The 23,392-nt window shown below is 43.8% G+C and carries 28 protein-coding genes and 2 tRNA genes; 25 read left to right on the forward strand and 5 right to left on the reverse strand.

The genetic code is table 11. The features are described 5' to 3' along the window. Positions 1-18: 18 nt before the first annotated feature. The 18 genes from DNHGIG_RS07680 (at position 19) to DNHGIG_RS07765 (ending at position 13,994) form a co-directional block, all read left to right on the forward strand. Positions 19-438 (forward strand): hypothetical protein, encoded by a 420-nt coding sequence (locus DNHGIG_RS07680; RefSeq protein ID WP_282199120.1) that lies wholly within the window; start codon positions 19-21, stop codon positions 436-438. 106 nt (positions 439-544) lie between these two features. Further along, the gene (locus DNHGIG_RS07685; protein ID WP_282199121.1) at positions 545-3,004 is read left to right on the forward strand and encodes a phage tail tape measure protein; all 2,460 of its coding nucleotides are present in this window, start codon (positions 545-547) and stop codon (positions 3,002-3,004) included. 1 nt (position 3,005) lies between these two features. Next, positions 3,006-3,707, forward strand: a complete 702-nt coding sequence (locus DNHGIG_RS07690; RefSeq protein WP_282199122.1) for a LysM peptidoglycan-binding domain-containing protein — start codon at positions 3,006-3,008, stop codon at positions 3,705-3,707. Beyond that, positions 3,707-4,807, forward strand: a complete 1,101-nt coding sequence (locus DNHGIG_RS07695) for a phage late control D family protein (protein ID WP_282199123.1) — start codon at positions 3,707-3,709, stop codon at positions 4,805-4,807. The genes DNHGIG_RS07690 and DNHGIG_RS07695 overlap by 1 nt, the downstream gene beginning before the upstream one ends. Then, positions 4,807-5,175, forward strand: coding sequence for a hypothetical protein (locus tag DNHGIG_RS07700; protein WP_282199124.1), 369 nt, complete (start codon positions 4,807-4,809; stop codon positions 5,173-5,175). The genes DNHGIG_RS07695 and DNHGIG_RS07700 overlap by 1 nt, the downstream gene beginning before the upstream one ends. 12 nt (positions 5,176-5,187) lie before the next feature. After that, entirely contained in the window at positions 5,188-5,577 is a 390-nt protein-coding gene (locus DNHGIG_RS07705; RefSeq protein ID WP_282199125.1) for a contractile injection system sheath initiator, read from the forward strand. Next, positions 5,570-6,640, forward strand: a complete 1,071-nt coding sequence (locus tag DNHGIG_RS07710) for a baseplate J/gp47 family protein (RefSeq protein WP_282199126.1) — start codon at positions 5,570-5,572, stop codon at positions 6,638-6,640. Before DNHGIG_RS07705 ends, DNHGIG_RS07710 begins: the two co-directional genes overlap by 8 nt. Before the next feature lie 10 nt (positions 6,641-6,650). Next, a complete protein-coding gene (locus tag DNHGIG_RS07715; protein ID WP_282199127.1) occupies positions 6,651-7,208 on the forward strand; it encodes a putative phage tail protein in 558 nt (185 codons plus the stop codon). A gap of 15 nt (positions 7,209-7,223) precedes the next feature. Next, a complete protein-coding gene (locus tag DNHGIG_RS07720) occupies positions 7,224-7,760 on the forward strand; it encodes a hypothetical protein (protein ID WP_282199128.1) in 537 nt (178 codons plus the stop codon). After that, entirely contained in the window at positions 7,761-8,669 is a 909-nt protein-coding gene (locus tag DNHGIG_RS07725) for a hypothetical protein (protein ID WP_282199129.1), read from the forward strand. 11 nt (positions 8,670-8,680) lie between these two features. Then, positions 8,681-9,001: a hypothetical protein gene (locus DNHGIG_RS07730; RefSeq protein WP_282199130.1), complete on the forward strand. Its 321-nt coding sequence runs from the start codon at positions 8,681-8,683 to the stop codon at positions 8,999-9,001. A gap of 1 nt (position 9,002) precedes the next feature. After that, positions 9,003-9,137 carry an XkdX family protein gene (locus tag DNHGIG_RS07735; RefSeq protein ID WP_282199131.1) on the forward strand — a complete coding sequence of 45 codons (135 nt, stop codon included), beginning with the start codon at positions 9,003-9,005 and terminating at the stop codon, positions 9,135-9,137. A 36-nt stretch (positions 9,138-9,173) separates the two neighbouring features. Further along, positions 9,174-9,581 (forward strand): phage holin family protein, encoded by a 408-nt coding sequence (locus DNHGIG_RS07740; protein WP_282199132.1) that lies wholly within the window; start codon positions 9,174-9,176, stop codon positions 9,579-9,581. Next, entirely contained in the window at positions 9,581-10,267 is a 687-nt protein-coding gene (locus DNHGIG_RS07745; RefSeq protein WP_282199133.1) for a peptidoglycan recognition protein family protein, read from the forward strand. The genes DNHGIG_RS07740 and DNHGIG_RS07745 overlap by 1 nt, the downstream gene beginning before the upstream one ends. Before the next feature lie 59 nt (positions 10,268-10,326). Further along, positions 10,327-10,857, forward strand: coding sequence for a hypothetical protein (locus DNHGIG_RS07750; protein WP_282199134.1), 531 nt, complete (start codon positions 10,327-10,329; stop codon positions 10,855-10,857). 509 nt (positions 10,858-11,366) lie between these two features. Further along, on the forward strand, positions 11,367-12,227 hold the full coding sequence (locus tag DNHGIG_RS07755) for a hypothetical protein (RefSeq protein ID WP_282199135.1): 861 nt from the start codon (positions 11,367-11,369) through the stop codon (positions 12,225-12,227). 350 nt (positions 12,228-12,577) lie between these two features. Beyond that, on the forward strand, positions 12,578-13,315 hold the full coding sequence (locus DNHGIG_RS07760; protein ID WP_282199136.1) for a Cthe_2314 family HEPN domain-containing protein: 738 nt from the start codon (positions 12,578-12,580) through the stop codon (positions 13,313-13,315). Positions 13,316-13,917: 602 nt separating this feature from the next. Next, a tRNA-Ser gene (locus DNHGIG_RS07765) sits at positions 13,918-13,994 on the forward strand. Positions 13,995-14,339: 345 nt separating this feature from the next. Here the strand turns inward: DNHGIG_RS07765 and DNHGIG_RS07770 are convergent. Then, complete coding sequence (locus DNHGIG_RS07770; protein ID WP_282199137.1) at positions 14,340-14,792, reverse strand: hypothetical protein; 453 nt, start codon at positions 14,790-14,792, stop codon at positions 14,340-14,342. Positions 14,793-14,796: 4 nt separating this feature from the next. Next, positions 14,797-15,495, reverse strand: a complete 699-nt coding sequence (locus DNHGIG_RS07775) for a DUF3800 domain-containing protein (RefSeq protein WP_282199138.1) — start codon at positions 15,493-15,495, stop codon at positions 14,797-14,799. A gap of 328 nt (positions 15,496-15,823) precedes the next feature. Here DNHGIG_RS07775 and DNHGIG_RS07780 point away from each other — a divergent pair. Then, positions 15,824-15,913: transfer RNA gene (locus tag DNHGIG_RS07780), tRNA-Arg, on the forward strand. A 73-nt stretch (positions 15,914-15,986) separates the two neighbouring features. Here the strand turns inward: DNHGIG_RS07780 and DNHGIG_RS07785 are convergent. Then, positions 15,987-16,538, reverse strand: a complete 552-nt coding sequence (locus DNHGIG_RS07785; protein ID WP_282199139.1) for an HXXEE domain-containing protein — start codon at positions 16,536-16,538, stop codon at positions 15,987-15,989. Between the two features lie 294 nt (positions 16,539-16,832). Then, positions 16,833-17,312 carry a hypothetical protein gene (locus tag DNHGIG_RS07790; RefSeq protein WP_282199140.1) on the reverse strand — a complete coding sequence of 160 codons (480 nt, stop codon included), beginning with the start codon at positions 17,310-17,312 and terminating at the stop codon, positions 16,833-16,835. 266 nt (positions 17,313-17,578) lie between these two features. On the opposite strand from DNHGIG_RS07790, the gene DNHGIG_RS07795 reads away from it, so the two are divergent. From DNHGIG_RS07795 to DNHGIG_RS07810, 4 genes are all read left to right on the forward strand, one after another. Further along, positions 17,579-17,881 (forward strand): ArsR/SmtB family transcription factor, encoded by a 303-nt coding sequence (locus DNHGIG_RS07795; RefSeq protein ID WP_282199141.1) that lies wholly within the window; start codon positions 17,579-17,581, stop codon positions 17,879-17,881. A 133-nt stretch (positions 17,882-18,014) separates the two neighbouring features. Further along, positions 18,015-18,980, forward strand: coding sequence for an LLM class oxidoreductase (locus DNHGIG_RS07800; RefSeq protein WP_282199142.1), 966 nt, complete (start codon positions 18,015-18,017; stop codon positions 18,978-18,980). A gap of 244 nt (positions 18,981-19,224) precedes the next feature. Then, the gene (locus tag DNHGIG_RS07805; protein WP_282199143.1) at positions 19,225-20,013 is read left to right on the forward strand and encodes an SDR family oxidoreductase; all 789 of its coding nucleotides are present in this window, start codon (positions 19,225-19,227) and stop codon (positions 20,011-20,013) included. Positions 20,014-20,215: 202 nt separating this feature from the next. Further along, entirely contained in the window at positions 20,216-21,505 is a 1,290-nt protein-coding gene (locus DNHGIG_RS07810; RefSeq protein ID WP_282199144.1) for an ammonium transporter, read from the forward strand. A 124-nt stretch (positions 21,506-21,629) separates the two neighbouring features. Here the strand turns inward: DNHGIG_RS07810 and DNHGIG_RS07815 are convergent, their stop codons facing one another. Beyond that, a complete protein-coding gene (locus DNHGIG_RS07815) occupies positions 21,630-21,968 on the reverse strand; it encodes a hypothetical protein (protein ID WP_282199145.1) in 339 nt (112 codons plus the stop codon). A gap of 215 nt (positions 21,969-22,183) precedes the next feature. On the opposite strand from DNHGIG_RS07815, the gene DNHGIG_RS07820 reads away from it, so the two are divergent. Next, entirely contained in the window at positions 22,184-22,849 is a 666-nt protein-coding gene (locus DNHGIG_RS07820; protein ID WP_282199146.1) for a YwrJ family protein, read from the forward strand. An 80-nt stretch (positions 22,850-22,929) separates the two neighbouring features. Continuing rightward, positions 22,930-23,388 (forward strand): tRNA adenosine(34) deaminase TadA, encoded by a 459-nt coding sequence (tadA, locus tag DNHGIG_RS07825; RefSeq protein WP_282199147.1) that lies wholly within the window; start codon positions 22,930-22,932, stop codon positions 23,386-23,388. Positions 23,389-23,392: the final 4 nt, after the last annotated feature.

Genomic DNA, 23,392 nt, shown 5'->3' on the forward strand with positions numbered 1-23,392 from the left:
ACAAGGAGGAGATCATATATGGCACAACCAATTGTATATGGACCGCTTGAATTACCGTCCGGGAAGAAGATCAAGTTCCGTCGTCCTACTGGTCTTGACCGATTGAATATCTTGCAGGCAATGTCCATCTCACAAGAGGACGCTGTTAAGGCAGGAATTCTCATGCAAACCTACCTGAACGCGAAAGTCGTCACGGAAGTGGACGGGGTACCGACAGATGGGAACTATCTTAGACTGTTTAATGACTGGGATGATGCGGATATCACTTATTATCAAGCCGTGTTCAACGAAATGTTCGGTCTCACAGAAGATAAATTGGCCAAAGCGAAAGACGCAGCGGCTTTTTTGCTCAAGAGCTCGACCTTTACCGATGGGTCCAACTCGCAAAACAATGCAACTGTTCCCTCGACACCTGGCTCGGTTACAGTGATGAACTAAAAGAGGCGGTTTGGCATTCGTTTGAATGGTTGCAGGAACAATTGAATCGTGATTAGGGCGTACCTTTGGTGCGCCTTTTCTTATGAAATCGAGAGGAGGTGAATGAATGGCGGGAACAACGAGCTTTGTCATTTCCATGATCCTGACGGCTGTGAACCAAATGAGCCCGGCGATTACGCAGGCCGTCCGGAACATGCGTATGTACCAGAACGTAATCAATGAGGTGAATCGTTCCTCCAATAAGGAGTCCTGGTTCAACACGGCGATTCAAAGAGCGGAGCAATTCGGCAAGAAGTTGAAAGATGCGCAAGACTCCATGGAGAAGCTTGTGAAGTCCGGGGAGAAGAATATATTTGCGGGTACAGCCATGGCACTTCCGTTGGTAGGGGCGATCAAGTCTGCGTCAAACGTGGAGAATATACAAACCTCTTTACGCTTGACTGGTATGTCGCAAACAGAAGTAGATAATCTCACAAAGCAAGCACAAGAGACCATGAGGAGAACGATGTTTAACACGGCGCAAGTTCTTGGGATTGATCGTTCGCTTGCTCAAGTGGGAATGGATTATAAAAAGATTCAAAGCGTGGGCACAACAGCAACATATTTAGCTGAACTCGAGGCCAATCGAAACGGCGCTGATCCGAACGAGACAGCGAAGCAGTTTGCGCAGATTACGGAACAACTAGGTATCAGCTTGAATCCTCAAAAGGTCAATGAGATGGCGGATATAGTTAATAGGATTGCAACCGTTACGAGCGCAAGTGTGGCAACGTTATCGGATAGCTCTCGTTATTTCAACCTTGTTGGCAAAATCCAAGGTCTGAAGCCCGAAGATATTGTAATGACACAGGGGTTGGCAGCCCGATTTGGATTGGAAGGATCTATCGGAGGTACACACTTGAAGGACTTTTTTGAAAGGTTGAATCCCTATACGCATATGGGACCGCACGGGTCGGCACAACTAGAAGCTTTCGCTCAATTAGGATGGTTAAATGGTGTAAAGAGAGACAAGAAAGGAAAAATCGTGGGCTTCTCAGGTGATGTGTTCCATGATGCTCAAGGTAACCTTGTTAGTGCGGCAAAAATCTTCAGCATTTTGGGAGAAACATATAAAAAATCGGGAAATAGAGAGCAGTTTACAGCACTTCTAACTCGAGTATTAGGGCAACAGGGTCAAGATATAGCGGCTGCTATTGCTCAAAATCCCGAAGCTTTCGCAATGTTGGTAGAACAGTTATCAAAAGTCCTTCCAGTGGAAGAGAGTATTAGTGAATATCAAAAGACGTTTAATCAACAATTTCATGCTTTCACTTCTACTCTTGCAGACTTTGGCAGGCAAATTGGAACTCTTGTTCTCCCAGGATTAACCTCATTCATTACTCGTTTGAATGCTTCCTTACCAGCGGTACAAGGTTTCATAGATAAACATAAAGTTCTGATTAAAGACTTTGTATATGCTTGGGGAGCACTTGCGGGATTCAAAATTGGAAAAGGCATTTTTAAGATCGCTATTGGCGCTCCATTAAAAGATCTTATCGGTTTTGGTAGATTCCTCACTGGGATCGGTAAAACAAGCCTAAAAGTTGCTCGTGATGTCAAAGGTTTTATCGATGCATTCCGTTATTTCAAACAAGGTTCCGGCTTCGTAAGTGCTTTGTGGAAGGCAATTGCTTTTGGTCGGCCAATTCTAAATCGATTAACTGTGTTGATGACCCAGTTAGGATTACGAGGTGGTTTAGCATTACTAAAGCTTCAACTTGCTGCAGGTAGAGCTCTTACGTTATTAGGCTCTGGTATGCGTGCGACACTTTTGATTGCAAAAGGAATCGGTATGGGGTTAGCAGCTCCCTTCTACACTCTAGGAAGAGGAATTATAAAAGTCGTGCCTCAGGTTGTGATGTTTGGCGGCAGACTTCTTTGGCTCGGCGCGCAAGCCATGGCGATGGGAATTCGCATGGCGACAGCATGGCTCATCGGTCTTGGTCCAGTTGGTTGGATTATCGCCGGAGTAATCGCTCTTGTCGTAGCATTCATAGCCGCATGGAAAACGAATTTCTTGGGATTACGTACATGGCTCATTGGATTCTGGAACGGTGTTAAAACCGTGTTCTGGAACTTCGTCATATGGGTGAAAACGGTGGGAACCAACATCGTGCAAGGGATCTGGGAAGGGATTAGGTCAATGGGATCCTGGTTGGCAAGCAACCTGAAATCATTTGTCAGCAATTACATCACGGGGCCAATCAAGTCGCTTCTTGGCATTCATTCACCTTCTCGCGTATTTGCTGGATATGGACTCAACATCGTACAGGGTTTGAGCAACGGTATCAATGATAACGCCCGTCGGGCTGAAATGGCTTCACGTAATCTGGCCAAACGGGTTGCAATTGCTCCTGGTATTAGTGGGGGAACTCGAGGGGGATCCAGCTCTCGAATCCATGTCGAGCAACATTTTCATATTCAGTCCATTGATCCGAAGAAGGCGGCTCGCGAAGCCAGTCGGTTGAACGATAAGTACTGGCGCTCTCGGGATCCGCGATTAATGCGTGCATTGGGGAGGGTGTGAAGTGGATCAGGTTAAGCTTCGCATCGGTAACTTCACGTTTCAACTCTCACCCAGAGAAGAGTTAGATTTCGACTTCACACGAGCCATTGCCAAATTAGATTCGGTGGGATCCCCGACCTATCAGGATATTGGGATCGATGAAAAAACACTCAAACTGCAAGGGGCTTTGATTGGCACGGATGCCTGGACGCAAGCGGAACTCTTGGAAACCATGATGGATAACGGGGTTCCACTGACACTACTTTTTGGCCCGATTCAGCGAACGGTTCGAATCTCGGCACTAAATCCTAAGCTAAAGCGGTTTGATTATGTCACCTATGACATGGATTTGATCATCATCCCCACTAAGAGTTCATATCAGGGGGATGCGTCACCGCAATCATCTTCTACTCTACAGACAAATACTCCTGCAGCGACGAGCACGGAGTCGATCCGTCAGTATGCAGATAAGACGGTAACGATCAAACAAGGGGATACCCTCTGGGGACTTGCTCAGAAGGAATATGGCCGAGGGGATTTATGGCCAGTCTTAGCAAAAATCAATGGGGTGAAGAATGAAAGAGCGTTGCAGATCGGACAAACACTTAAAATTCCGTCCAACTCTTTGATCCAGAAGGCTTTGGACGCTTATAACAATAGGATAAGCGCCATCATCACTGACGAAGGGATCGCTTATCTACAGACTCTGGAGGCTAAGGGCTAATGGGAGAACCGCGGTGTATTGTACAGGTGGATGGGAAAACCGTTTTGCCTGAAGATGTGACTGAATGTGATATCGAAAACACTCTTTACATGGCGGCAGATAGCTTTGAAATCACACTTACAAATGATGATTTGAAAAGTGATTGGTTCCGGAAGAAGCAACAAGTCAAAGTGTATCTCGGCTATGTAGAAAACCCGTCACATTGGTATTTGCATGAACTAGACCATGTGTTTACCGGCATGATTGATGGAGTAAAGCCGAAGTGGAACTCACAAGATGGACAAGTCGTTCAACTGATTGGCCGTGATTACTCGGCCCCCATGATCGACACACAGTTCAGCATTGCCTATGCGAATAGAACTTCTAGCCAAATTGCACGAATGATGGCTGTAAAATACGGCCTGAAACCAATTATTACAGAGACAACAGAAATTCTTCCTAAAGACGTGTACCAGGACAAAAAGGAATGGGAAATCTTGCAAACTCTCGCGGCTCGCGAGGGTTTTGTTTGTTATGTGACCAAAGATCTTGAATTGTATTTTGGTCCTCGTCAGGAAGCGGACGAAACGGTTGTTGCAACGATCTCAGCAAAAGGATCGGGTCTTTCAGGTAGCAGTATCGAGTTTGATGATAGCTCGGTGGGGGTCTATAACAAAGTAACTGTGTTGCATTGGCACAAAAAACAGTTGATCGAGGGCAGTGCACAAAATGATGATCTGATTAAGGCCATGAACGGGCAGGTCGTCGAGAAAGTGGTCACTGATTCGAAAGCTACTAGCGTTGACCTTGCAAACAAAATTGCGGCAAACTACTTGCACGAATACTCACGACAAGCAATCACAGGAATCATTGAGGATCTACCGGGTAACACCGTGTTTGTTGCTGAGAAGAAAGTCAAGATTACGGATGCCGGCCGGTTCTCAGGTATCTATTACATTGAGAAGGTGAGACATAAGTTTGGCAAACAAAGTGGCTTCACGTCATCTTTGGATCTAACTAACATCCGTCCCGATGACGCGGAGCAATACAAAGAAGACTTATACCCGAAAGATCGATACTCTATGAGCAAAAGCGGCTATGTAGCAAAGGGGTCGATTTGATGAACGGATTTGCCTATCATCCGCAACGTGGGATCGTCATGAGCCTCGAAGGTCATTACCGGGCAACGGTGCACCTACCAGAAGCGCGATTTGAAACGGATTGGGCAGACTCCTGTGTTTGGTTACCACAAACGGGTATTGAAGTACTCGTTGTTTTCATCAATGGAGATCAAAATAGACCGGTCATTGTAGGAAGGTTTCCAACCGAAAATGAGGAAGGAACACCTCTTATTGAGTTAGCTGGGGGAGGGGCACCGATCGCTCGTGTCGGAGATATGGTTCAGGTAACTGGAGTAGATTCGAATGGAGATACATTTACTGCAACCGGAACAATAACTACCGGTTCAACAAAGGTTACGTCAGGTTAGAGGTGGTGAAACATGGCGGATATTTTCGGGGTGGATATAGCGCAAACCGATGTACAGGATTGGGGCACTACGTCCCAAGGTGATCTCGCATTGGTAGCGGGAGTCGATAACCTACATCAAGCTTTAGAGCGCCGATGGGCTACGCCATACGGGGCTCTTTTTTATGCGCCGGATTACGGAAATACCATCTTTGATATGCTCTCTGAACCTATTACCCCGGACTGGATCGAACGAGCGATTGTAGCAGCGCGTTCATGTATCCTGGCTGATCCGCGAGTCGCTGATGTTCAGGTAACAGTGACTCCTTTTCCGGAGAAGAGAATTGTGCACTTCCTCAATAAATGGGTTGCTGTCGATGGATCCAGTGGTCAATTTACAGGGCAGGTGACGGTCGGTGTATAAGACGTTTGACCAAATTGTTTCTGAGATGCAAGCGGATATGATCGCAGCGGGATCACAGGCAACGGACTTTACGGATGGTTCGCAGATTCAAACGCTGATCGCCGTTACAGCCCGTGCTTTGCAGAATCAATGGTACATGCTTGAACAACTGGTGGAGCTCTTTTTCGTCATCTCGAGTGAAGGGCCATTCCTTAATTTACGAGTACAAGAGCGAGGGATTTCAAGGAAACAAGGGATTGCATCGACAGGAAATGTTGTTTTTACGCGAACAACTCCCAGTCCGATCGGATCACTGGTGCCGGCAGGAACCGTCTTCTCTACATTAGATGGTTCTGTGGAGGTAAGAGTCACTCAGGACGTAAACCTAGCGAGTGGATGGACAACAGGTTCGGCTCCGGTGCAATGCACAGTGGTTGGTAAGATCGGCAACCTTCCTGAAGGGACTCCCTTGCAAATTGCAGGCCCTGCGATTAGTGGTCTTCAAACGATTGCTGTAGGACCTGGAGGGCTCACTGGGGGTGTAGATACGGAGACTGATGATGAGTTACGAGCTCGTTATCTTGAATTGATTCGGAATCCTGTTGACGGCGGAACGCCAGCAGATTATCTCATATGGGCTAAAGGGGTTACTGGGGTCACAAACGCGTCGGTCTTTCCACTTGCACGCGGAAATGGGACCGTGGATATTCTCGTATCTGACGGCGGAATTCCATCGCAAGACCTTATTAACAACGTACAAAATGTGATCAACGAGAATCGTCCAGTGGGGGCGGATGCTCGGGTGATTCCGCCGACGGCTCATACAATTGATGTTGTAATTTCTGTCACACTAGCTCCTGGTTATACCCTTGCCAGTGTGCAAACACCAGTTATGCAGGCAATTCAAAACTATATATCATCTATACCGATCGGTGGAGTTGTGAGAGTTATGGGTATGGCCGATGCGGTGTTCAAAGTACCAGGAGTCATCGATTGCAGCATCAATACACCATCGTCAAACATTGCTCTCGGGAATCAGGAACTAGCCGTAGCTGGTACCATTACCGTTCAACAGTCCTCATAGGAGGTGCAAAATGGCTTACTATGATGACTTTGTCAGCTGGTTGCCTCCTTCTTTTTTAGGGGAGGATGCTAAAACATTGAAAGCTTTCTTAAAAGCCTTGGGCAGACAGTTCGATGATCTTGAGGCGGCCACCGATGACGTGAGGAATCAATTTTTCGTTCCAACGGCCACATGGGCATTGGATCAATATGAAGCTGAATATGCGATCAAATTGGTGGATGGTGGAACATATCCGGAACGAAGAAACAATGTTATGGCCAAAATGCGGGGAGGGATCGGTGCTACACCGGCGGCTATCATGAATGTACTTGCGGCATATGGGTACCAGACGCAGATCATCGAGGACTTCCCAAACTATCAATTCACTATCAAGTTCACAGATTTCAAGGGAATCCCGAGTAATATGGGCGATCTCAAGTTGCTTCTTAACTCCATGATACCCGCTCATTTGAAGGTTCTTTATCAGTATCTCTATAACGTGTACGCAGACTTCAACGGTAAGTACACCTATGGGCAAATGAATAGTAGCGGATTAACCTACCAAGATCTCCAGACGAAAACGCCATAAGTGAGGTGGTGACAAGTGCAATACACTCAAAATTACAACCTCAAGAAACCGGATCCGAACGATACGTACGATAAGCAACACGATAATGACAACATGGATATCATTGATGCTCAATTGCACGCAAACGCCCAATCTGCATCTAATGCATTGGCTGTTGCGAATGCTGCAGTACCACAATCGACTGTCGGTCAACCTGGCGGTGTTGCTTCATTAGATCAATCTGGGAAGGTACCGGTGAATCAGCTTCCTGTCGCCAACATAGCTTCCCTTGGTTCAAAAAATACCGATGTTGACTTTTTTACTGCCGTCATTCAAAGGGCTGACACACGTGGAAACACTTTCACTTACGATACAGTAACAGGAAATTTGTTGCAAGTGTTAGAGAGAGATCCGGCAACCAACACCACTATAAAAACAATCAATTACACGTATGATTCGTCCGGAAATCTCACTCAAATGCAGGAGATCGTAGGGGGAAAGACGATCACCACCACTTATTCTTATGATCCTACGACGGGCAATCTAACAGGGACAGGAAGGAGCGTGCAGTAGGTGTCCGATATATTTGCTAAATTGGTTCAAATATGGAATCAGATCGGCAGAAAAACAGATTCTGCGGATCCGAATGGAAGCTTGCATGCTAAAGTTTCAGATGCCAAAAACTCAATTGGAAGTTCAACGGATGTAGCGAGTTCAACCGGGAGTGTGCACGCCAAGATCACGGATGTGAAAAATTCTGTAGGGACTTCCAATGATTCAGCAAATGCTACGGGTTCATTACATGCGAAGGTTGCGGATGTTAAGGGGTCTATCGGGAATACAAACGATACCGGAAATCCAACGGGAAGTGTTCATGCAAAGATCGTGGATGTTAAGTCATCCTTAGGAAATACAGGGGACGCAGCTAATGCGTCAGGAACCGTTCATGCAAAAATCGTAGATCTAAAAAGTTCTCTCGGAAACACAGGGGATGCCGCCAGTTCCACAGGAACCGCTCACGCCAAACTGAAGGACATCAAAACGTCCATCGGGAACATTGGCGATCCCGCCAGCGCAACAGGAAACCTACATCAAAAGGTGTCACAGCTGCAAAATAGCGTGAACGCGATTCCGACCGTGACCCCGCAACGTCCTAGAAAAACGCTACCGATCAATGTGACGGTGGGCGCAAACCAAACGAACTATACCATCTTGAACGTATCGGGTACAGGCAGGCTTTTAGCCATAGGGTTAAGTGTTCCGGCAAATGTAACGAATGTGACCATTGTTGCGGATGGTACAACGATCACGAATGCCGCACCACTTGGTCCCGCTTTTACACCAAGTATATTAGCTTTCAATAACGTGTCAGGTGCTACTACCGCATTAGCCATGATTCCCTTTAAAAACTCACTATCCATTACCCTATCCACCAATGGTAATGGAAGCTGTACCGTTACAGGTGCTTATGAACTTGAATAGGGGGAATGAATGTGTACAAAATCGTGCCTTTGGTAAATGGTGTTCTTGATCTTGATTACAGTGACATCATACAAGCAATAGACAATGGTGATGGTACAGCGATTGTTCATGTACAAGATACCACAGAACCCCGTCAATCATGGCGGGATGCCACTGAACAGGATTGGCAGAATGCGCTTTCGAAAGTCCCACAACCAATCCAGCCTCCCGACCCAAGCCAACTCCTTGGTCAATTCCTAGTGGAACAGGCCCTAAAGAACGCCGAGCTTGAGCAAGCGCTAAACGCCATCGGGGCAGGTATCGTACAGTTGCAATTGAAAGGAGGTGCGTGAGATGACCCCGTTCGATTTCTGGAAGATGGCTTATCAATTCAAATGGGCAACGTTGGGGCAACTTCAAAAAGCCGTCTCACTTGGATTGATCACGCAAGACGAATACAATCAGATCACCGGAACCGCACAACAGTGAGCGGTTTTTTAATTTGTCGCAAAGCGGGGTGATGCAGTGAAACTGCAAGATGTTTATATGTTTTTTGGTTTATTGGGAGCGGCAATCGCTCCCTTTTTTGGCGGCTGGGACGTTACGCTCAAGACGCTCATCCTTTTTTTCATCGTGGATTACATCTCAGGAATGATCGCGGCCGGGAAAGCCGGAGAATTGAGCAGCCGTCGAGGATTGGAAGGAATCAAACGCAAAACGGCCATGATGGTCGCTGTCGTGTTCGCAAACGCGCTGGATGGGCTGATCAGCCCGAATGTGCCGGTGTGTCGCCAAGCAGTGATTTTTGCCTGTCTTGGAAATGAAGGAATCAGCATCATTGAGAACCTGGGGAGGTGCGGGGTGCCTGTTCCAAAAGTGATAATACGTTTCATATACCAATTGAAGGATAATTCGAAAGGAGAAGAGAACTGATGGGGTATCCAATCAACGTTAAATTGATTCCTGGTCTCCCGCAGATCCCCTTTGCGAAAGGCGTTGGCCAGTATGAAGGTGTCGTGATGCATGCTACTGCGGTCTATAACGACTCAGCAGAGGGAGAGCGTAATTACGAGACACAACACTGGCAGGATGCATTTGTACATGCATTCGTAGATGACACACAGATTCTGCAAGTTGCGGACTTTAACTACATCGCATGGCATGCAGCACACACCGCGAATCAACACTACCTTGGGTTTGAACTTTGCCAGACATACGATCCAGCGAAGTTTCAGGCAGCATATGACCGCTGGACATGGCTTGCCGCGAAGGTACTCTTTGACCGGAAGCTTGATGTGATCGATGGGGTAACCATACTGAGCCACGCTCAGGTTTCTGCAAAATGGCATGAAACAGATCATACGGATCCTATCGAGTACCTGGCAAGCCACGGGATGACGTGGGCTGATGTGGTTCGGGATGTTACAAATAAATACAATCAAATGGTTGCCGAATCGCAACCGAAAAAGGAGGAACCGAAATTGGATAAGGAAGCAGCACAAAAAGTGATCGCTGTACTTGGAGCGTTGTATAACGCAACGAATGACAAAAACGTACAAGACGCGGCTCATTTCGCAGCAGATGCACTGCGGGATGCAGCCGGAATTCCTAAGCAATAAGGTCCTCACCATTTGAGGAGTTTTTATTTTTCCAAAATATTTCCTGAAAGGGGTAATACATGATGGATATGAATGCTGTAATCACAGGTGTTGCGGGAGTTGTAGCAGGATTGAGTGGGGCGATCGCTTATGCGAAGCGAATTGAATCAAAGGTAGTGCCGCTGTTGCATGGTACGAGGGAATTATTTGAACACATCAAGGAAAATCACGAGGCTAAACAGGCACTGGAAGATGTGAAGCAGGCATTTGAAACGGAGAGCGCCATTGAGAGGGATGCATTGATCAAGGCTGCCGCCTATTGTGCAGTACAAGCGTTGGGTGTAGAAGTTAGTCAACTCAATGACATCCAGAAGGCCGCTGTGGCAAAGTACATCAGCGAAGTTCTTCCGGATCGGTTCGAGCAGGATGTTACGCCTCAAAGGATTCAGGATACTTTGAATCTGATTCAAGCGGAACTGGCTGCCGCAAGGTCGCATGACGGCGTGAAAGCAGCACTTGCTTTTACGGACTGGATCGCGAATGCAAAATTGAGCCAGGACACAGAAGTATTTATGAATGTTCAAGCCCAAACACAACAAACCCCGGCTTAACTCCGGGGTTCTTTAGTAAATTGTTGCCGAAATAAACCAATGCATCGTGTCTGGCCTGAATGCGCAAAGTCTGTTCAATCCGGAAGTAGCGGCCAACGTGAATCAGGTGGCGGTGTAGGATGTACTCGCCAACCTGGGCCCGATCAAAGAGAAGCAGCCAAGATGTTCGAGGCGTGGCCGCTGGATTCCATCGTCGGGCTGGGATCGAGAAATGCGTTGTCGGAAGACGGAGTGATGCTAGGGAATGAATTCAAACTTAAAAATATACTTAATTTTAAGGAGGGATTAGTATCTCAACCAAGTGGAGAAAGAGGATTTATGAACTAGCAGGACTTGAATAACAGAAAAAAGCTAGCTTTTGAATTTATTATAGTTAAATTCTTTAAATGAAAAATTATCTTGAGCACCATTATTAACCCGGGGTTATTGATCTCTCTAACGCATAACACCTATTCAAAAAAATGATCACGATAGATGAGGCAGGAATTTTTTATCGGGTGTTGAATAGGTTGAATGTTATTTTTAAATATCCTTTAAGGGGAGAAAAAATGCCGACTCCGAACTTTTTTGTATTGATAGGAAACGCATTACTGCAATTAGCTGGTGGAGATCCCTCGGTATTTCTTTTTTGGATCTCTCTATTAGTAGTTACACTTTGGCTATTCAAAGAGATAAAGAAAACAATTACCGATGATAAAAGTCTTCAAGTTTCGAGAATAGACCATAAATTGGAAATATACGGACGCTTAGAATGTAATATTTTATTATACCTAAGGTTAAAAAACGAGGATTCTCAAAAATTAATATATGAGAAACTCGGGGAATCATACTCAGCTTTATCTAAACCAATTTATGATAAATTATTTGAAAGTCTGAAGAGTAGTGATGATGATAAATTGGAAGAATGCGTAAAAGACATACATGAAGAAGTTTTGAATTTGAAAAATCGCCGTGAACAAATTTACCCAATGATTTATTCTAACGGTGTTTTTGAAAGTTTTTACTACTATATGAATATAATAGAAAGGATATTTTTGCCTATAATTTTCACTTATTTTGCCTTTTTATTCATTTTTATAATTATCGCTGTTGTTTATGTAATAATTCATCTTCCTACAATTAGTGATAAAGCAACATCACTTATTTCTTTATTTTCTGGATTTTTATTACTTCTTTTAGTATTGAAAGCATTGTCAGAACTATTTAATAGGGACTACAAAAATATAAGGTGGAGGGAAGTAGGCCCAATACTTATATTTAGTATTATTAACATAGTACTTATAGGTCATTTGTATTATCAAATTCTAGTATTCATATTACTTTTTGGATACCAATTGTTGATTAAAAAAATATCATTTAATAGGAAATAATTAATTAATACATTGTATGCGCCACAAGTTGAATGGTGTTAGGCAAAATAAAAGGGTGTTCCGTTCGATGCGGAGTGCTAGGATTGCAATTGGAAGGCGTGGCTCGTAGTAAAAGGTATGAAGACAAGAGAGAATAACCCGGCCTAGTGCCGGGGTTCCAACATATTTCCTCAGAATCAAGTGTCACCATCGTGTAATGGCATCCTTAACAATCCCATTCCTTTAATACTGCACAATCACACCCACTTAACTCACATAGATTTGAATAGGAGTGTAGCTGAATGGTATATAACAATATATGTAGTTATTAAATATAGAAATGGAAAAAATTACGAGTGGAGTGATCATATATGGATTACCTAACTTTTCTAATAGACCAGAAATATATTGAGAAAGCTGAAGCTGAACTAGATATTTATGACTTTCCATCATGGATAGATTTAAGAGAAAAATTAGATTCAGCTATCGGTCAAGATGCTTTAAAGTCCAATAAAATGCTTGAGACTAAACAATGGATATCTTTGTTAGAGAGAAAGTATAAAGAGTTAAGTACATCTCTTGTTTATTGCTTAGCCTACCATTACTACAGTGTTGATAACAGTCTATATTGTAAAAATCCCTCAGATCCATTTTATGAACCACATTTATCCTTCTTTTTAGACACAGCGGCAGGTCGTGCTTTTTCATTGATTGAAAAATTGGGCCAAATGTTAAATGTATATTTAGAATTGGGTTTATCAGAAGGTAAGGGAATGGGAGCAAAACAAGTATCGTTTAAGGAAGTTATTAAAAAACTAGATATTTCATATAAAGAAAAACTCGCTGAACTGGAAAAAGCAGTAGAAGATTTCGAAGAACTAAGACATAAACATACTCATCGTTTCAATCCGGAACATAGTAGATGGAAGGTAAATCAATCAGACCAAGGAAAACTAAATAATGAAGAGAAATTGGTTGTATTTTTTGGGTTAGATGAAAATAAATTACCTATAGTTCCGTATAAGCAGATTCAGGTGTATAAAAATTTTCAAGTTAAATTGTACAAAGCGTTGAAAAACATATTTTCCAAAATGAAAGCAGAGTTATAGTAAGTAAATAATTAATAGTTATTTGTACTTGATAAGGTGTGTTCTTGGGCCTCACTGTTCACTCAGTGGGGTTTTTCGTTTGGTATAAAAAATGCAAAAGGACTGGATTGAGTGGAACGGATGCCGACTGAGAGTGACGCCGCAGAACCTCGTTGTGTTCGAGTGGCATCTGGCGTCCGGCCATGCGGAGGCCGTAATCGGCCCACCCCATAACCGAACCATCGTTTAACAGCAAATCCGCTGGCTGTAGAAACACGGAAATGGCGTCTTGGGCTGGTTTGGCTCTTTCACTGCTGGGAGCAGATCCCGCGGGATCTGGACAAGATCATCAAAGTGGCCGGGCCTCACTATCACTTGTACACCAGCAGTAAAAAGACCTACCGCGATCTGGCTGGGGAGATGCACCGTTTGAGGTGGAGGAAGCGCTGCGCACACCACGTTTTCACGCCATCAAGGTGTTACGCGTCGGCCAGACGATGACACAATTTATAAACTGGTTATGTTTCCAAGTACGTGGGATTGAACAATTATCATATAAGGAAAAGTAAAGGAAAAAATGTCTTGTCCAATTTTAATTAATGATGTTACAATAATATAAGCGTGCTCCCGTAGCTCAACTGGATAGAGCAAACTACCGCTAATAGTAAGGTTGTGGGTTCAAATCCCACCGGGAGTACCACCAAAAATTCTTTATTTTTCTGTTGACTAATACAAGGTGTTTTGGTTAAAATAAAATCAGCGGTAGTTAATGCTCGGTGACACTATGGCGCTATGTAGTGCACCAGTTGGGCAAGACCTTACGGAAAAAGACATCCATAATTGGATGTCTTTTTCTTTTCTTTGAAACAAAAAAATAAAAAACCTCCCTCTTAAAAAAGGAGGCGACTGGTTAAAATGTGGATGGCCGCTGATTCGCCGGTTCAGCGGACCGAAACCTATGCGGATCCCACTACTTTAAGTAGAGGACAATATTATTTTATGATGAGATTGGTGAATTGTCAAATTACCACTAGAACATTAGTTCTTAATTTATTATAAAAGGATGAGACCACAATGGTTTGGATATTAGGTTTTGCAAAATCTCTTTGTCATGTATCATGAATGCAGTGATAAAGAACCCTTTTGTAAGTTTTCTATTGAATTCAATAATCACGGCGTACATATCATCTGTAAGAACCGATACTCTTCTCAAAGGATCGATTCGATATTTAATATTATCGAAACCTTGGTAAGTAATTACATGTGGATCTTGCAATACTTTTTTAATCCAATCCATTCGTTGGGCTCGATCCCAGTCGAACTCGCTTTTATCCCGCAATCTTCGATCTTGACTCTTGAAGAAAGCATGATCAAAACGATCCTGGCGGAAGACAATATTAAAGCCATCATGTGTAATGATTGGTCGGGTACAAAAATTTTTAATATAGTACTGACGAAACTGTGTTTCATTTTTTAGTTGCAACAAGGGAGCATACATAGGATTACCCCCTCAGTGCAATTTTAAACACATTGAACTTTCGTTCGGATTTTGGGGTAGGCCAAATCGGGTGTTCCAAATAACTTTCAATTCGTTCTATTACTTGTAACTTAGCCTGACTTCCGTTCAAACGATGCATTCGGTACCCAACGGCTCCGATTAAAATATCTGTTAACTGGATAAGAAGGGATTGTTTTGACTCTATTGCCTGCACGTCTCCTATTTTGTTTAATTGTCCTGTATCTCGAATAATGGCTTTGTCGAGAACTTCTTCTAATTTATGGAGTCGGTTACGTAACTTATTTTTTCTGTGATCTAAATATATCCAGTAAGTTTCTCGAGAATCAATCCAGTGATAAAGCAACTGATAATAAAACTTATAGAAACCAAGCTCGCTGTCAGATTCATGATAAGTGTCGATGTCAACAAAATGGCTATCCACCACAATACATCTGAAACGAATGGAATTCTTGAAGAAAAGATCAATAAGTTTCAGATAAAATTCAAGCCTAGATGGAGAGACTCTGTTCCATTTAAACTCCCCATAAACATCATATTTCGTTTTTAAATTTTTAATTTGATTTTTTACATCTTCCCGGATATCATATGGAACCCAAAGTCCTCCCAATACCATAAATCTATCTGGACTGTTTACTCCATATATTGTCTCAGGACGACTCTCGTCGCAATATACCTCAATCATAAACCGACGTCCCTCCGCTTTCTTCCATACTATTCTAGTATAGTAGATAAAGAATGATTGTTGCAAAAAATTCTCGAAGGGACAATAAAATAAATACACCTTGAAAATAAAGGGAGATGATTGTTTTAATAAACGAGAAACTTAAATTCATGGAGGTTCACGAGGTTGTATAAAAATCATAAGACGTATATGATACTTGGACATAATAATACTAAGAAGGTATGTTTCGTACTTGGTCACATGAGTGGTCACAAACTACTTATAACTAGATATCACATGTGTCGTAGAAGATGATCGAAAAACCTTGTTCTATCGAGGGTTTTTGGACGTAGTATCATTCGGTGATATCATAAATCACATACTGTTTGGGTTTCCTAAACCGCGTCTTGCGGGGGTTCGAGTCCCTCCGGGTGCACCAGGAAAGCCAAGAGTGGCGCGGATTCCAAGGAATTTGGAATCCGCTTTTTTATGCCCTTTTCTCTGATTGCGAATCAATTGCAATTCTTCGTCATCGGAACGAGTCTCTTGCCTAACCAGTGTCCAAATATCACAATGGGCAATAATAGAAAACCAACGTGTAAACTCCAGAAAACCGAACTACAACTTACGATCCCATTCGTTAGAAATCGATATAGCACATAAACGGAGTAAGGGGCAGTTATAAGCAAAGCACTCCCTACACCTGGGGTATACATTTTACACCAAATCATTGATTGAATATGTCCTAATACATGCAAAAGAATCGCCATGTTAAATCCGAGAAAGAATAAATACATATGTTTCTCTGCCGCCAAAAAAGTGGTCGGAATAAATAAAATAAATTCTACCAAAACAGCAACGGCAAATTGTGAAGATGTGACCTTGGCATATTTTTCGATGAATTTTCTATATGTTCCGGGGACTATATGGATAACCTTGGTGTAATTTTTCTTTAACCACGGTTCAATCCAGATGATTTCTTCAAAATCGTGTAACATAAACGCAATAGGAAATAACCAGATTAAAGTGTTAAGGCTTACTGCCGAGTTAAGATATTCAAGCATCTTTATCCCATCCTTTTTCTCTTTTCGGAAAGTTCAAATAATACTTTCTGCCATACAGTCAAAAAATAGGGTACCGCATTGTATTGAAATTTTCATACACGAAGACAATCGAATTGAGCCATTTAAATATCTCATCTCCTGTAATGCAGCGCCACCTCCATTTTAACCGAGAGATTTTGAAAATGGGTGACCAGAGGGCGATTTCTTTTTGTTTTCAAATGTAAAAATAATAGAGGGAGCCCCTGGGACTTACACTTTGGGACACCCTCTTTCTCGTTATGGCTTTCAGCCGTGTTAATTCGAATTGGAACCCGATCCACCAGCAGTTGTGGAAGATTGGCTTGAATGATTATCACTTTGATTGTGTTGTGCATCGGAATGTGGTTGGTGATTTCCGTTCCATTGTCTCTTCGGAGCTTTTCCATTATTGATCTCGCTAGTAATGTCACTGACGGACACTTTATTTTTCAATTGTTCCATGACCCATTTTGGATCTGTATTCGTTTGCTGTATCAGTTTCGCTAGAGATTGTGCATCGCTTTGGGAAACTCCGGCATTTACAAGTGCCTGTACAAATCCTTGCCCATTATGATGTTGTCCAGCATGTTGTTGACCGGATGGATTGTTATCTGATCCATTGGATGTAGTTGCCGTATTTGAAGCAGAAGTTGAGGATTGACCGTTTGATGTGCTTTGGCTTCCACACCCCGAAAGAAGACCTGTAAGCACGAACCCGGCAATTACGACACTCAATGATTTTTTGGTAAATTTCACTTACTTTCATCCTTTCTACAAGATCTGTACTTGAATGAGTTTCTAAGTGGAAAATATACCATTGAATCGTGGAATAAATATGTAAAGTGGTAATCGTAGAAGAATGCACCTTTCGTTTGGCCGGATGAGCCAAGTCTCACCGATTTACATGTCCAGAAGTCTCAGAGGATTGATCCGAAATCAAGGAGGGTGTCTTTTCATTCCTGAGCCATCACAAATCATGTAATATAAAAATACGATTGAAATTGATGAACCTGGAGGGAGCCATGGAACTTTTGGAAGTATTTAAAGCTTTGTCCAATGAAACGAGATTGCAGATCATCCAGTGGTTAAAAAATCCTGACATTCACTTCCCAAAACCACAAAATGGGGATCTACACGAAGATGGGGTTTGCGTAAGCGATATCCATAAAAAAGTTGGACTGTCACAATCCACGGTGTCCCTGTACCTATCCATGCTGCAAAAAGCCGGATTGATAAAAGCAAAAAGGATTGGGCAATGGACTTATTATAAAAGGGATGAAGAGAACATCCAAAAAATTAAGGAATTGTTATCTAGGGATTTGTAAATCATACGACTAGACTTGTCGAATTTTTCGTAAGCTCCATTACAATATTTGGCCTTGAAGGTTCGGTGGTTTTTATCTTATTATTATATCGATAATTATAGATATTTATAAATAAAGATATGGGGGAGTGATGATGAACCGATTCGTTAATCATAAAGGATATTCACGTATGTTTCATGAAAACCATTTGACTCTCGGGTTGTTCTTTCCTTTGGAATCATACGAAGGCAGCATTCCGGAGATGAATATTGAAAAGCAAATCAAACTGGCAAAAAGAGCGGAAGAACTCAATTTTGCTGCATTGTTCGTCAGGGATGTTCCGTTGCATGACCCCTATTTTGGAGATGTGGGCCAAATTTATGATCCTTGGGTCTTTTTAGGGTATTTAGCCGCCCATACAAACAACATCGCTTTGGGAACCGCAAGCATTATTCTCACATTGCGTCATCCTCTACATGTGGCTAAAGCAGCCGCTTCCGTCGACAAGTTATCCGGTGAACGACTGGTTCTCGGGGTTGCGACCGGGGATCGTCCTATAGAATTTCCGGCTTTTTCAGTTGACCCCAATGAGCGTAGTCCTTTGTTTCAAGAATCGATCATGGTCATGAAAAAAGCATGGAAGGAAAGCTTTCCTATGATCCAATCGCCACGTGTCCATATGTTGAGCGGGGACGTTTTGCCTAAACCGCGTCTGTCGGACATTCCGGTCTTGGTTACCGGCCACAGCTCTCAGTCGGTTGAATGGATTGCCGAAAACGGTGATGGTTGGATGTACTATCCCCGAAACTTGAAATTCCAAGCGGAACTGATTAAAAATTGGCGCTCTCTTACCGATGAGTTTAAACCATTCAGTCAGTCCCTCTATGTAGATCTAACGGAGGATCCGAATCATGCACCAATCCCTATTCATTTAGGATTCCGAATCGGGCGCAATCCACTCATCGAATTCATTGAGAGTCTTAAACTTGCGGGTGTCAATCATGTCATTATCAACTTAAAATATGGCCTGCGTCCTGTTGAAGAAGTGATTGAAGAATTAGGGGAAGAAGTTCTTCCACATTTTCCTACATTAACCGGCAAGCAACAAGGTGTATCGTGAAAAAAGTCACGAAAAATTGAAAGGTCGCGCAAACAACCCTGAGTTCGGACATGTCGGACTTAGGGTTGTATTATGCGAGCGCATGGTGAATATCCTGTCATATGAAGAAGATCTCTCGGCTGATGAGCGGACAATCATCCTTATATCGACTATGTTTCACCTGATGTAAATGAAATCAGAAGGCATTCAACTTGAAAATGTACGAATTCACTGGTAATTTTTTAAGGAAAGGGGGAATTTCATCATGGACCTTGGTTTGAAAGGGAAGTCTGTTTTGGTCACCGCCGCAAGCAAGGGTCTTGGAAAGGCGAGTGCGCTGGAATTTGCCCGCGAAGGAGCACTTGTGACGATCGCAAGCCGAAACCTTCAAGAGTTGCAGAAGGCGGCCGCCGATATTGAAGAGGCTACGGGGCAGAAGGTGCATATCGCGCAGATGGACGTTACACGTGCGGAAGATATTCATCATGCGGTTCGGGAAGCTGCTGTTTTTGGAAACGGTTTGGACGTCCTGGTTACCAATGCGGGTGGCCCTCCCGGAGGTACATTCGATGATTTTACTGACGAAACGTGGGTCAACGCGTTTGAATTGAACTTGTTGAGTGCCGTACGTTTAATCCGGGCCAGCCTTCCATACATGCGGGAAAAAGGGGCAGGAAGGATCGTGACCATCACTTCTTCATCCATAAAACAGCCGATCCCTGGACTGATTTTATCCAATACATTCCGTGCGGGAATCAACGGATTGACAAAAAGTTTATCGATGGAACTCGCGGAAGACAATATTCTCATCAATACGGTGGCTCCCGGACGGATTGCGACAGACAGGGTGGCCGAATTGGATCACCTGAAAGCAGAACAAAAAGGGGTTCCGGTGGAAGAAGTGAAAGCGGAAGCCATCGCCCAGATTCCACTCGGTCGATACGGTTCACCGGAGGAATTCGGGCGTGCGGTCGTTTTTCTCGGTTCGTTCGCCAATTCCTACATTACGGGCCAGGCGGTACTAGTAGATGGCGGCATGGTGAAAGCTTTCTAAAGAGGGAAAACCCTCGAAGTGAAACAAAATGGGCCGAAACTACTCTTACGTGTTTTCGTTGCGTGTGAGAGTAGTCTTGGCCTTTTTTCGTTTCTAGAAAGGGATACACATCTGATGTTAGATAATATAACATCAAGTGTTGACTTTTATCCGCTTTACCCTAATAATAGGTGTATGATTTCAATGCGGGGGAGAAGAGATCATGACTACGCAATCACTTTCATTGGGATTGAATACCATCTGGGTGGTTCTAACCGCGTCAATGATTTTTTTTATGGAGGGCGGTTTTGCTCTTCTTGAGGCTGGATTTGTTCGTGCAAAAAATAACGTTTCGATTTTGATGAAAGTGTTCGTTGATTTAATCTTTGGTGTCCTCATGTTCTACAGTATCGGGTTCGGCATCATGTTCGGGGTGGATCATTTCGGACTTTTTGGCGGAAACGGCTTCTTTCTCAAAGGGGATATGGCTCATTTGGGACTGTCGATTCCTACGGATGTTTTCTGGCTGTTTCAGGCGGCTTTTGCGGTAGCGGCTATCAGCATTGTGAGTGGAGCGGTCGCGGAACGGACAAATTTTAAGGCGTATATCCTTTATACACTTTGTATGACGGCCGTGATCTACCCTCTTTCAGGTCACTGGATTTGGGGAAGCAACGGTTGGCTTGAAAATCTGGGAATGAAAGACTTCGCGGGTTCGGCGGCGATCCATGCGATGGCCGGATTTGCCGCGCTTGCGGCGGCTCGTATCGTCGGGGCGCGTATCGGCAAATTTAATGAGGATGGTTCGGTGAATCCAATCGCTCCGAGCAATCTTCCTCTTGCTGCGATCGGCACGTTCGTTCTCTGGTTTGGCTGGTTTGGTTTTAATGCGGGAAGCACGCTCAATGCGACTTCCGCCAACATCGGTATGATCGCTGCGTCTACTCTGCTGGCATCAGCGTCCGGTGGTGCGTCGGCCATGCTTTATACCCTCTTGAAAACTGGAAAAGCAGATCCAGGACACACGATGAACGGAGTTCTCGCTGGACTTGTGGCGATAACGGCTGGATGTGCGTTTGTAAGCCTGGAAAGTTCGTTATTGATCGGTGCGTTCGCAGGCGTTCTTATGATTTGGGCGACCGGTTGGGTGGAACGGAAAAAGGTCGACGACCCGGTCGGCGCGGTTGCTGTTCATGGATTCACCGGGGCATTTGGCGCGATCGCAGTAGGACTCTTTGCGACGGATGGCGGACTTTTGACTACAGGGGAATGGAAACTGCTAGGGGTACAAGTTTTGGGAACCGTTGTCGTATGTACCTGGGGCTATCTGTCCACAACAGTTGCTCTCCGCTTGATCGAGAAACTCGTTCCTGTTCGAGTAACGATGGAAGAAGAGCTTGTCGGATTGGATCTCAGTTATCATGGAATGGCTGCATATGGCGGTATAGGTACGGAGTTTGAATCGCCCTCATTGGAGGAGCCTCAGGTTCAACGGGAAGCGGGTGTCCTCTAACCACCTCCCACGCCAACGTTTCGATTCCAATGCAAAGCAAATTGCGTGAGATAAATAACTCCTTATTTATGAGAAATCATCAAAAGCTGTGTTTCTCATGAATAAGGAGATTTTTGTATCCATTTTATAATCCAAGCACTTGGAGTTCATGATTGAGCCATTGATGAAGTTTTTGTCCCGCGTGTTCAGGTAATTTTTTGTCGTGAATCGTCATGATCGGTCCTACCGGGCTTGCGGTCACACAGAAGAGATTGTTCAGGACATGCCGATACCTTGCAGATGTACGAAGGGTAAACAGCATATGGGGCGTCTTGGGCTGGAAAAACAGGAGGATCTGATGCCCCTCTTTCAAAGAGACGACTTTGGAACGAGAAGGAGCTTTCTTATCTTGATTGATGTAACCTGCGTGGATGGTAAGATTTGTATCTGCATATAACTCTTTCAAAAAAATGATTTCGTACAACGGGAACCAGCCTTTCGTCATAACGTTGAGACGTTTTTATGATATTGTACTAGGAAACGATGTTCTTCGTACAGCTTGCAACTGATGTTTTGAAGTTTCGACAGGAAGGAGAGTTGTTCAAAACGTTTATTGAAAGCGTTGGATGCTCATCTTGCAGTATGCTGGGTATATTTTTTGTATCAGGGCGATAGAATCAAAAGAGGGAGGAGGTAACATTGAGTAACTTTAACGATTATATTGGGAAACAAGTGGACATTGAGGTTTCGGGAAAAAACCCTTTTACGGGAATTCTTATCAATTGCGGATTGGATATTGTCGTTATCTATTATGAACAACGGTTTTTATATATCCCGCTTGTTCATATACAACAGCTTAAATTGAGTACATTGCTTCAAGATGAGGTTGTAGATATTCCGGAAGAACCCGTGGACTATCAAGCGGAAACGGTCTCTTATCGAAAAGGGTTAAATCATGTACGGGGGCGTTTCATCGAGATCTATGTAACAGGCAACCGATCGATTCATGGGTATCTTACAAGTATTATGAATGATTATTTTGTCTTTTATTCCCCGGTTTACAAAACGATGTTTGTTTCTCTGAATCATTTAAAATGGTTCATTCCATATCATCAGAATGTAACTCCTTATTCTCTGAGCGATCAATCTCTCCCGTTTCAACCGGCGCCTATCACTCTTTCTCGAACATTCAAGGAACAATGCAAAAAATTTGAAGGTAAGCTCGTCGTGTTTGATCTTGGAGATCATCCCAATAAAATTGGCTTATTACAAAAAGTTGACGATAACATGATTGAATTGATCGTAGCTAATGGAGAAAAAGTTTATAGGAATTTACAACATTTGAAAACAGTTTGTGTCGTCTGATATCGGTGTTACCATCAAGATCGTTCCTTTCGTGAACACCTTCATCCCCTTATGGTATACTACGTCTGAGGTGGACGGAGATGGATCACGAACGGTTTATGCGGGAAGCGATCGTTGAAGCGCGAAAAGCGATGGAGTGGGGCGAGGTACCCATCGGTGCCGTGATTGTTCATGGTGAGGAAATCGTGGCACGAGGGCACAACATGCGCGAGACATGGAAGGATCCGACGGCGCATGCGGAAATGATCGCTTTAAGAGAGGCGTCCCGAGTATTGAAAGGATGGCGCTTGACAGGATGCAGGCTCTATGTTACACTAGAGCCCTGTCCGATGTGTGCAGGATCGTTGATCCTATCACGCGTGGATGAGGTGATCTTCGGCGCCTATGAGCCGAAATTTGGCGCTGCGGGTTCCATTGTGAATCTGTTCGCTGTTGATCGGTTTACCCATCAACCACAATATACCGGTGGAATTCTGGCGGACGAGTGTGCTATACTATTGAAGGATTTCTTCCGTAATCTTCGCAAAGCAAAAGGATGAACAC

Origin of the sequence: Collibacillus ludicampi (assembly GCF_023705585.1) — a bacterium.
GTDB lineage: Bacteria > Bacillota > Bacilli > Tumebacillales > BOQE01 > Collibacillus > Collibacillus ludicampi.

Excerpts from the sequence above, each read along its gene's own strand:
- DNHGIG_RS07680 (WP_282199120.1), top strand. The coding sequence starts at position 19 with ATGGCACAACCAATTGTATATGGACCGCTTGAATTACCGTCCGGGAAG.
- DNHGIG_RS07685 (WP_282199121.1), top strand. The coding sequence starts at position 545 with ATGGCGGGAACAACGAGCTTTGTCATTTCCATGATCCTGACGGCTGTG.
- DNHGIG_RS07695 (WP_282199123.1), top strand. The coding sequence starts at position 3,707 with ATGGGAGAACCGCGGTGTATTGTACAGGTGGATGGGAAAACCGTTTTG.
- DNHGIG_RS07700 (WP_282199124.1), top strand. The coding sequence starts at position 4,807 with ATGAACGGATTTGCCTATCATCCGCAACGTGGGATCGTCATGAGCCTC.
- DNHGIG_RS07705 (WP_282199125.1), top strand. The coding sequence starts at position 5,188 with ATGGCGGATATTTTCGGGGTGGATATAGCGCAAACCGATGTACAGGAT.
- DNHGIG_RS07715 (WP_282199127.1), top strand. The coding sequence starts at position 6,651 with ATGGCTTACTATGATGACTTTGTCAGCTGGTTGCCTCCTTCTTTTTTA.
- DNHGIG_RS07735 (WP_282199131.1), top strand. The coding sequence starts at position 9,003 with ATGACCCCGTTCGATTTCTGGAAGATGGCTTATCAATTCAAATGGGCA.
- DNHGIG_RS07745 (WP_282199133.1), top strand. The coding sequence starts at position 9,581 with ATGGGGTATCCAATCAACGTTAAATTGATTCCTGGTCTCCCGCAGATC.
- DNHGIG_RS07750 (WP_282199134.1), top strand. The coding sequence starts at position 10,327 with ATGATGGATATGAATGCTGTAATCACAGGTGTTGCGGGAGTTGTAGCA.
- DNHGIG_RS07760 (WP_282199136.1), top strand. The coding sequence starts at position 12,578 with ATGGATTACCTAACTTTTCTAATAGACCAGAAATATATTGAGAAAGCT.
- DNHGIG_RS07770 (WP_282199137.1), bottom strand. The coding sequence starts at position 14,792 with ATGTATGCTCCCTTGTTGCAACTAAAAAATGAAACACAGTTTCGTCAG.
- DNHGIG_RS07775 (WP_282199138.1), bottom strand. The coding sequence starts at position 15,495 with ATGATTGAGGTATATTGCGACGAGAGTCGTCCTGAGACAATATATGGA.
- DNHGIG_RS07785 (WP_282199139.1), bottom strand. The coding sequence starts at position 16,538 with ATGCTTGAATATCTTAACTCGGCAGTAAGCCTTAACACTTTAATCTGG.
- DNHGIG_RS07795 (WP_282199141.1), top strand. The coding sequence starts at position 17,579 with ATGGAACTTTTGGAAGTATTTAAAGCTTTGTCCAATGAAACGAGATTG.
- DNHGIG_RS07800 (WP_282199142.1), top strand. The coding sequence starts at position 18,015 with ATGAACCGATTCGTTAATCATAAAGGATATTCACGTATGTTTCATGAA.
- DNHGIG_RS07805 (WP_282199143.1), top strand. The coding sequence starts at position 19,225 with ATGGACCTTGGTTTGAAAGGGAAGTCTGTTTTGGTCACCGCCGCAAGC.
- DNHGIG_RS07810 (WP_282199144.1), top strand. The coding sequence starts at position 20,216 with ATGACTACGCAATCACTTTCATTGGGATTGAATACCATCTGGGTGGTT.
- tadA (WP_282199147.1), top strand. The coding sequence starts at position 22,930 with ATGGATCACGAACGGTTTATGCGGGAAGCGATCGTTGAAGCGCGAAAA.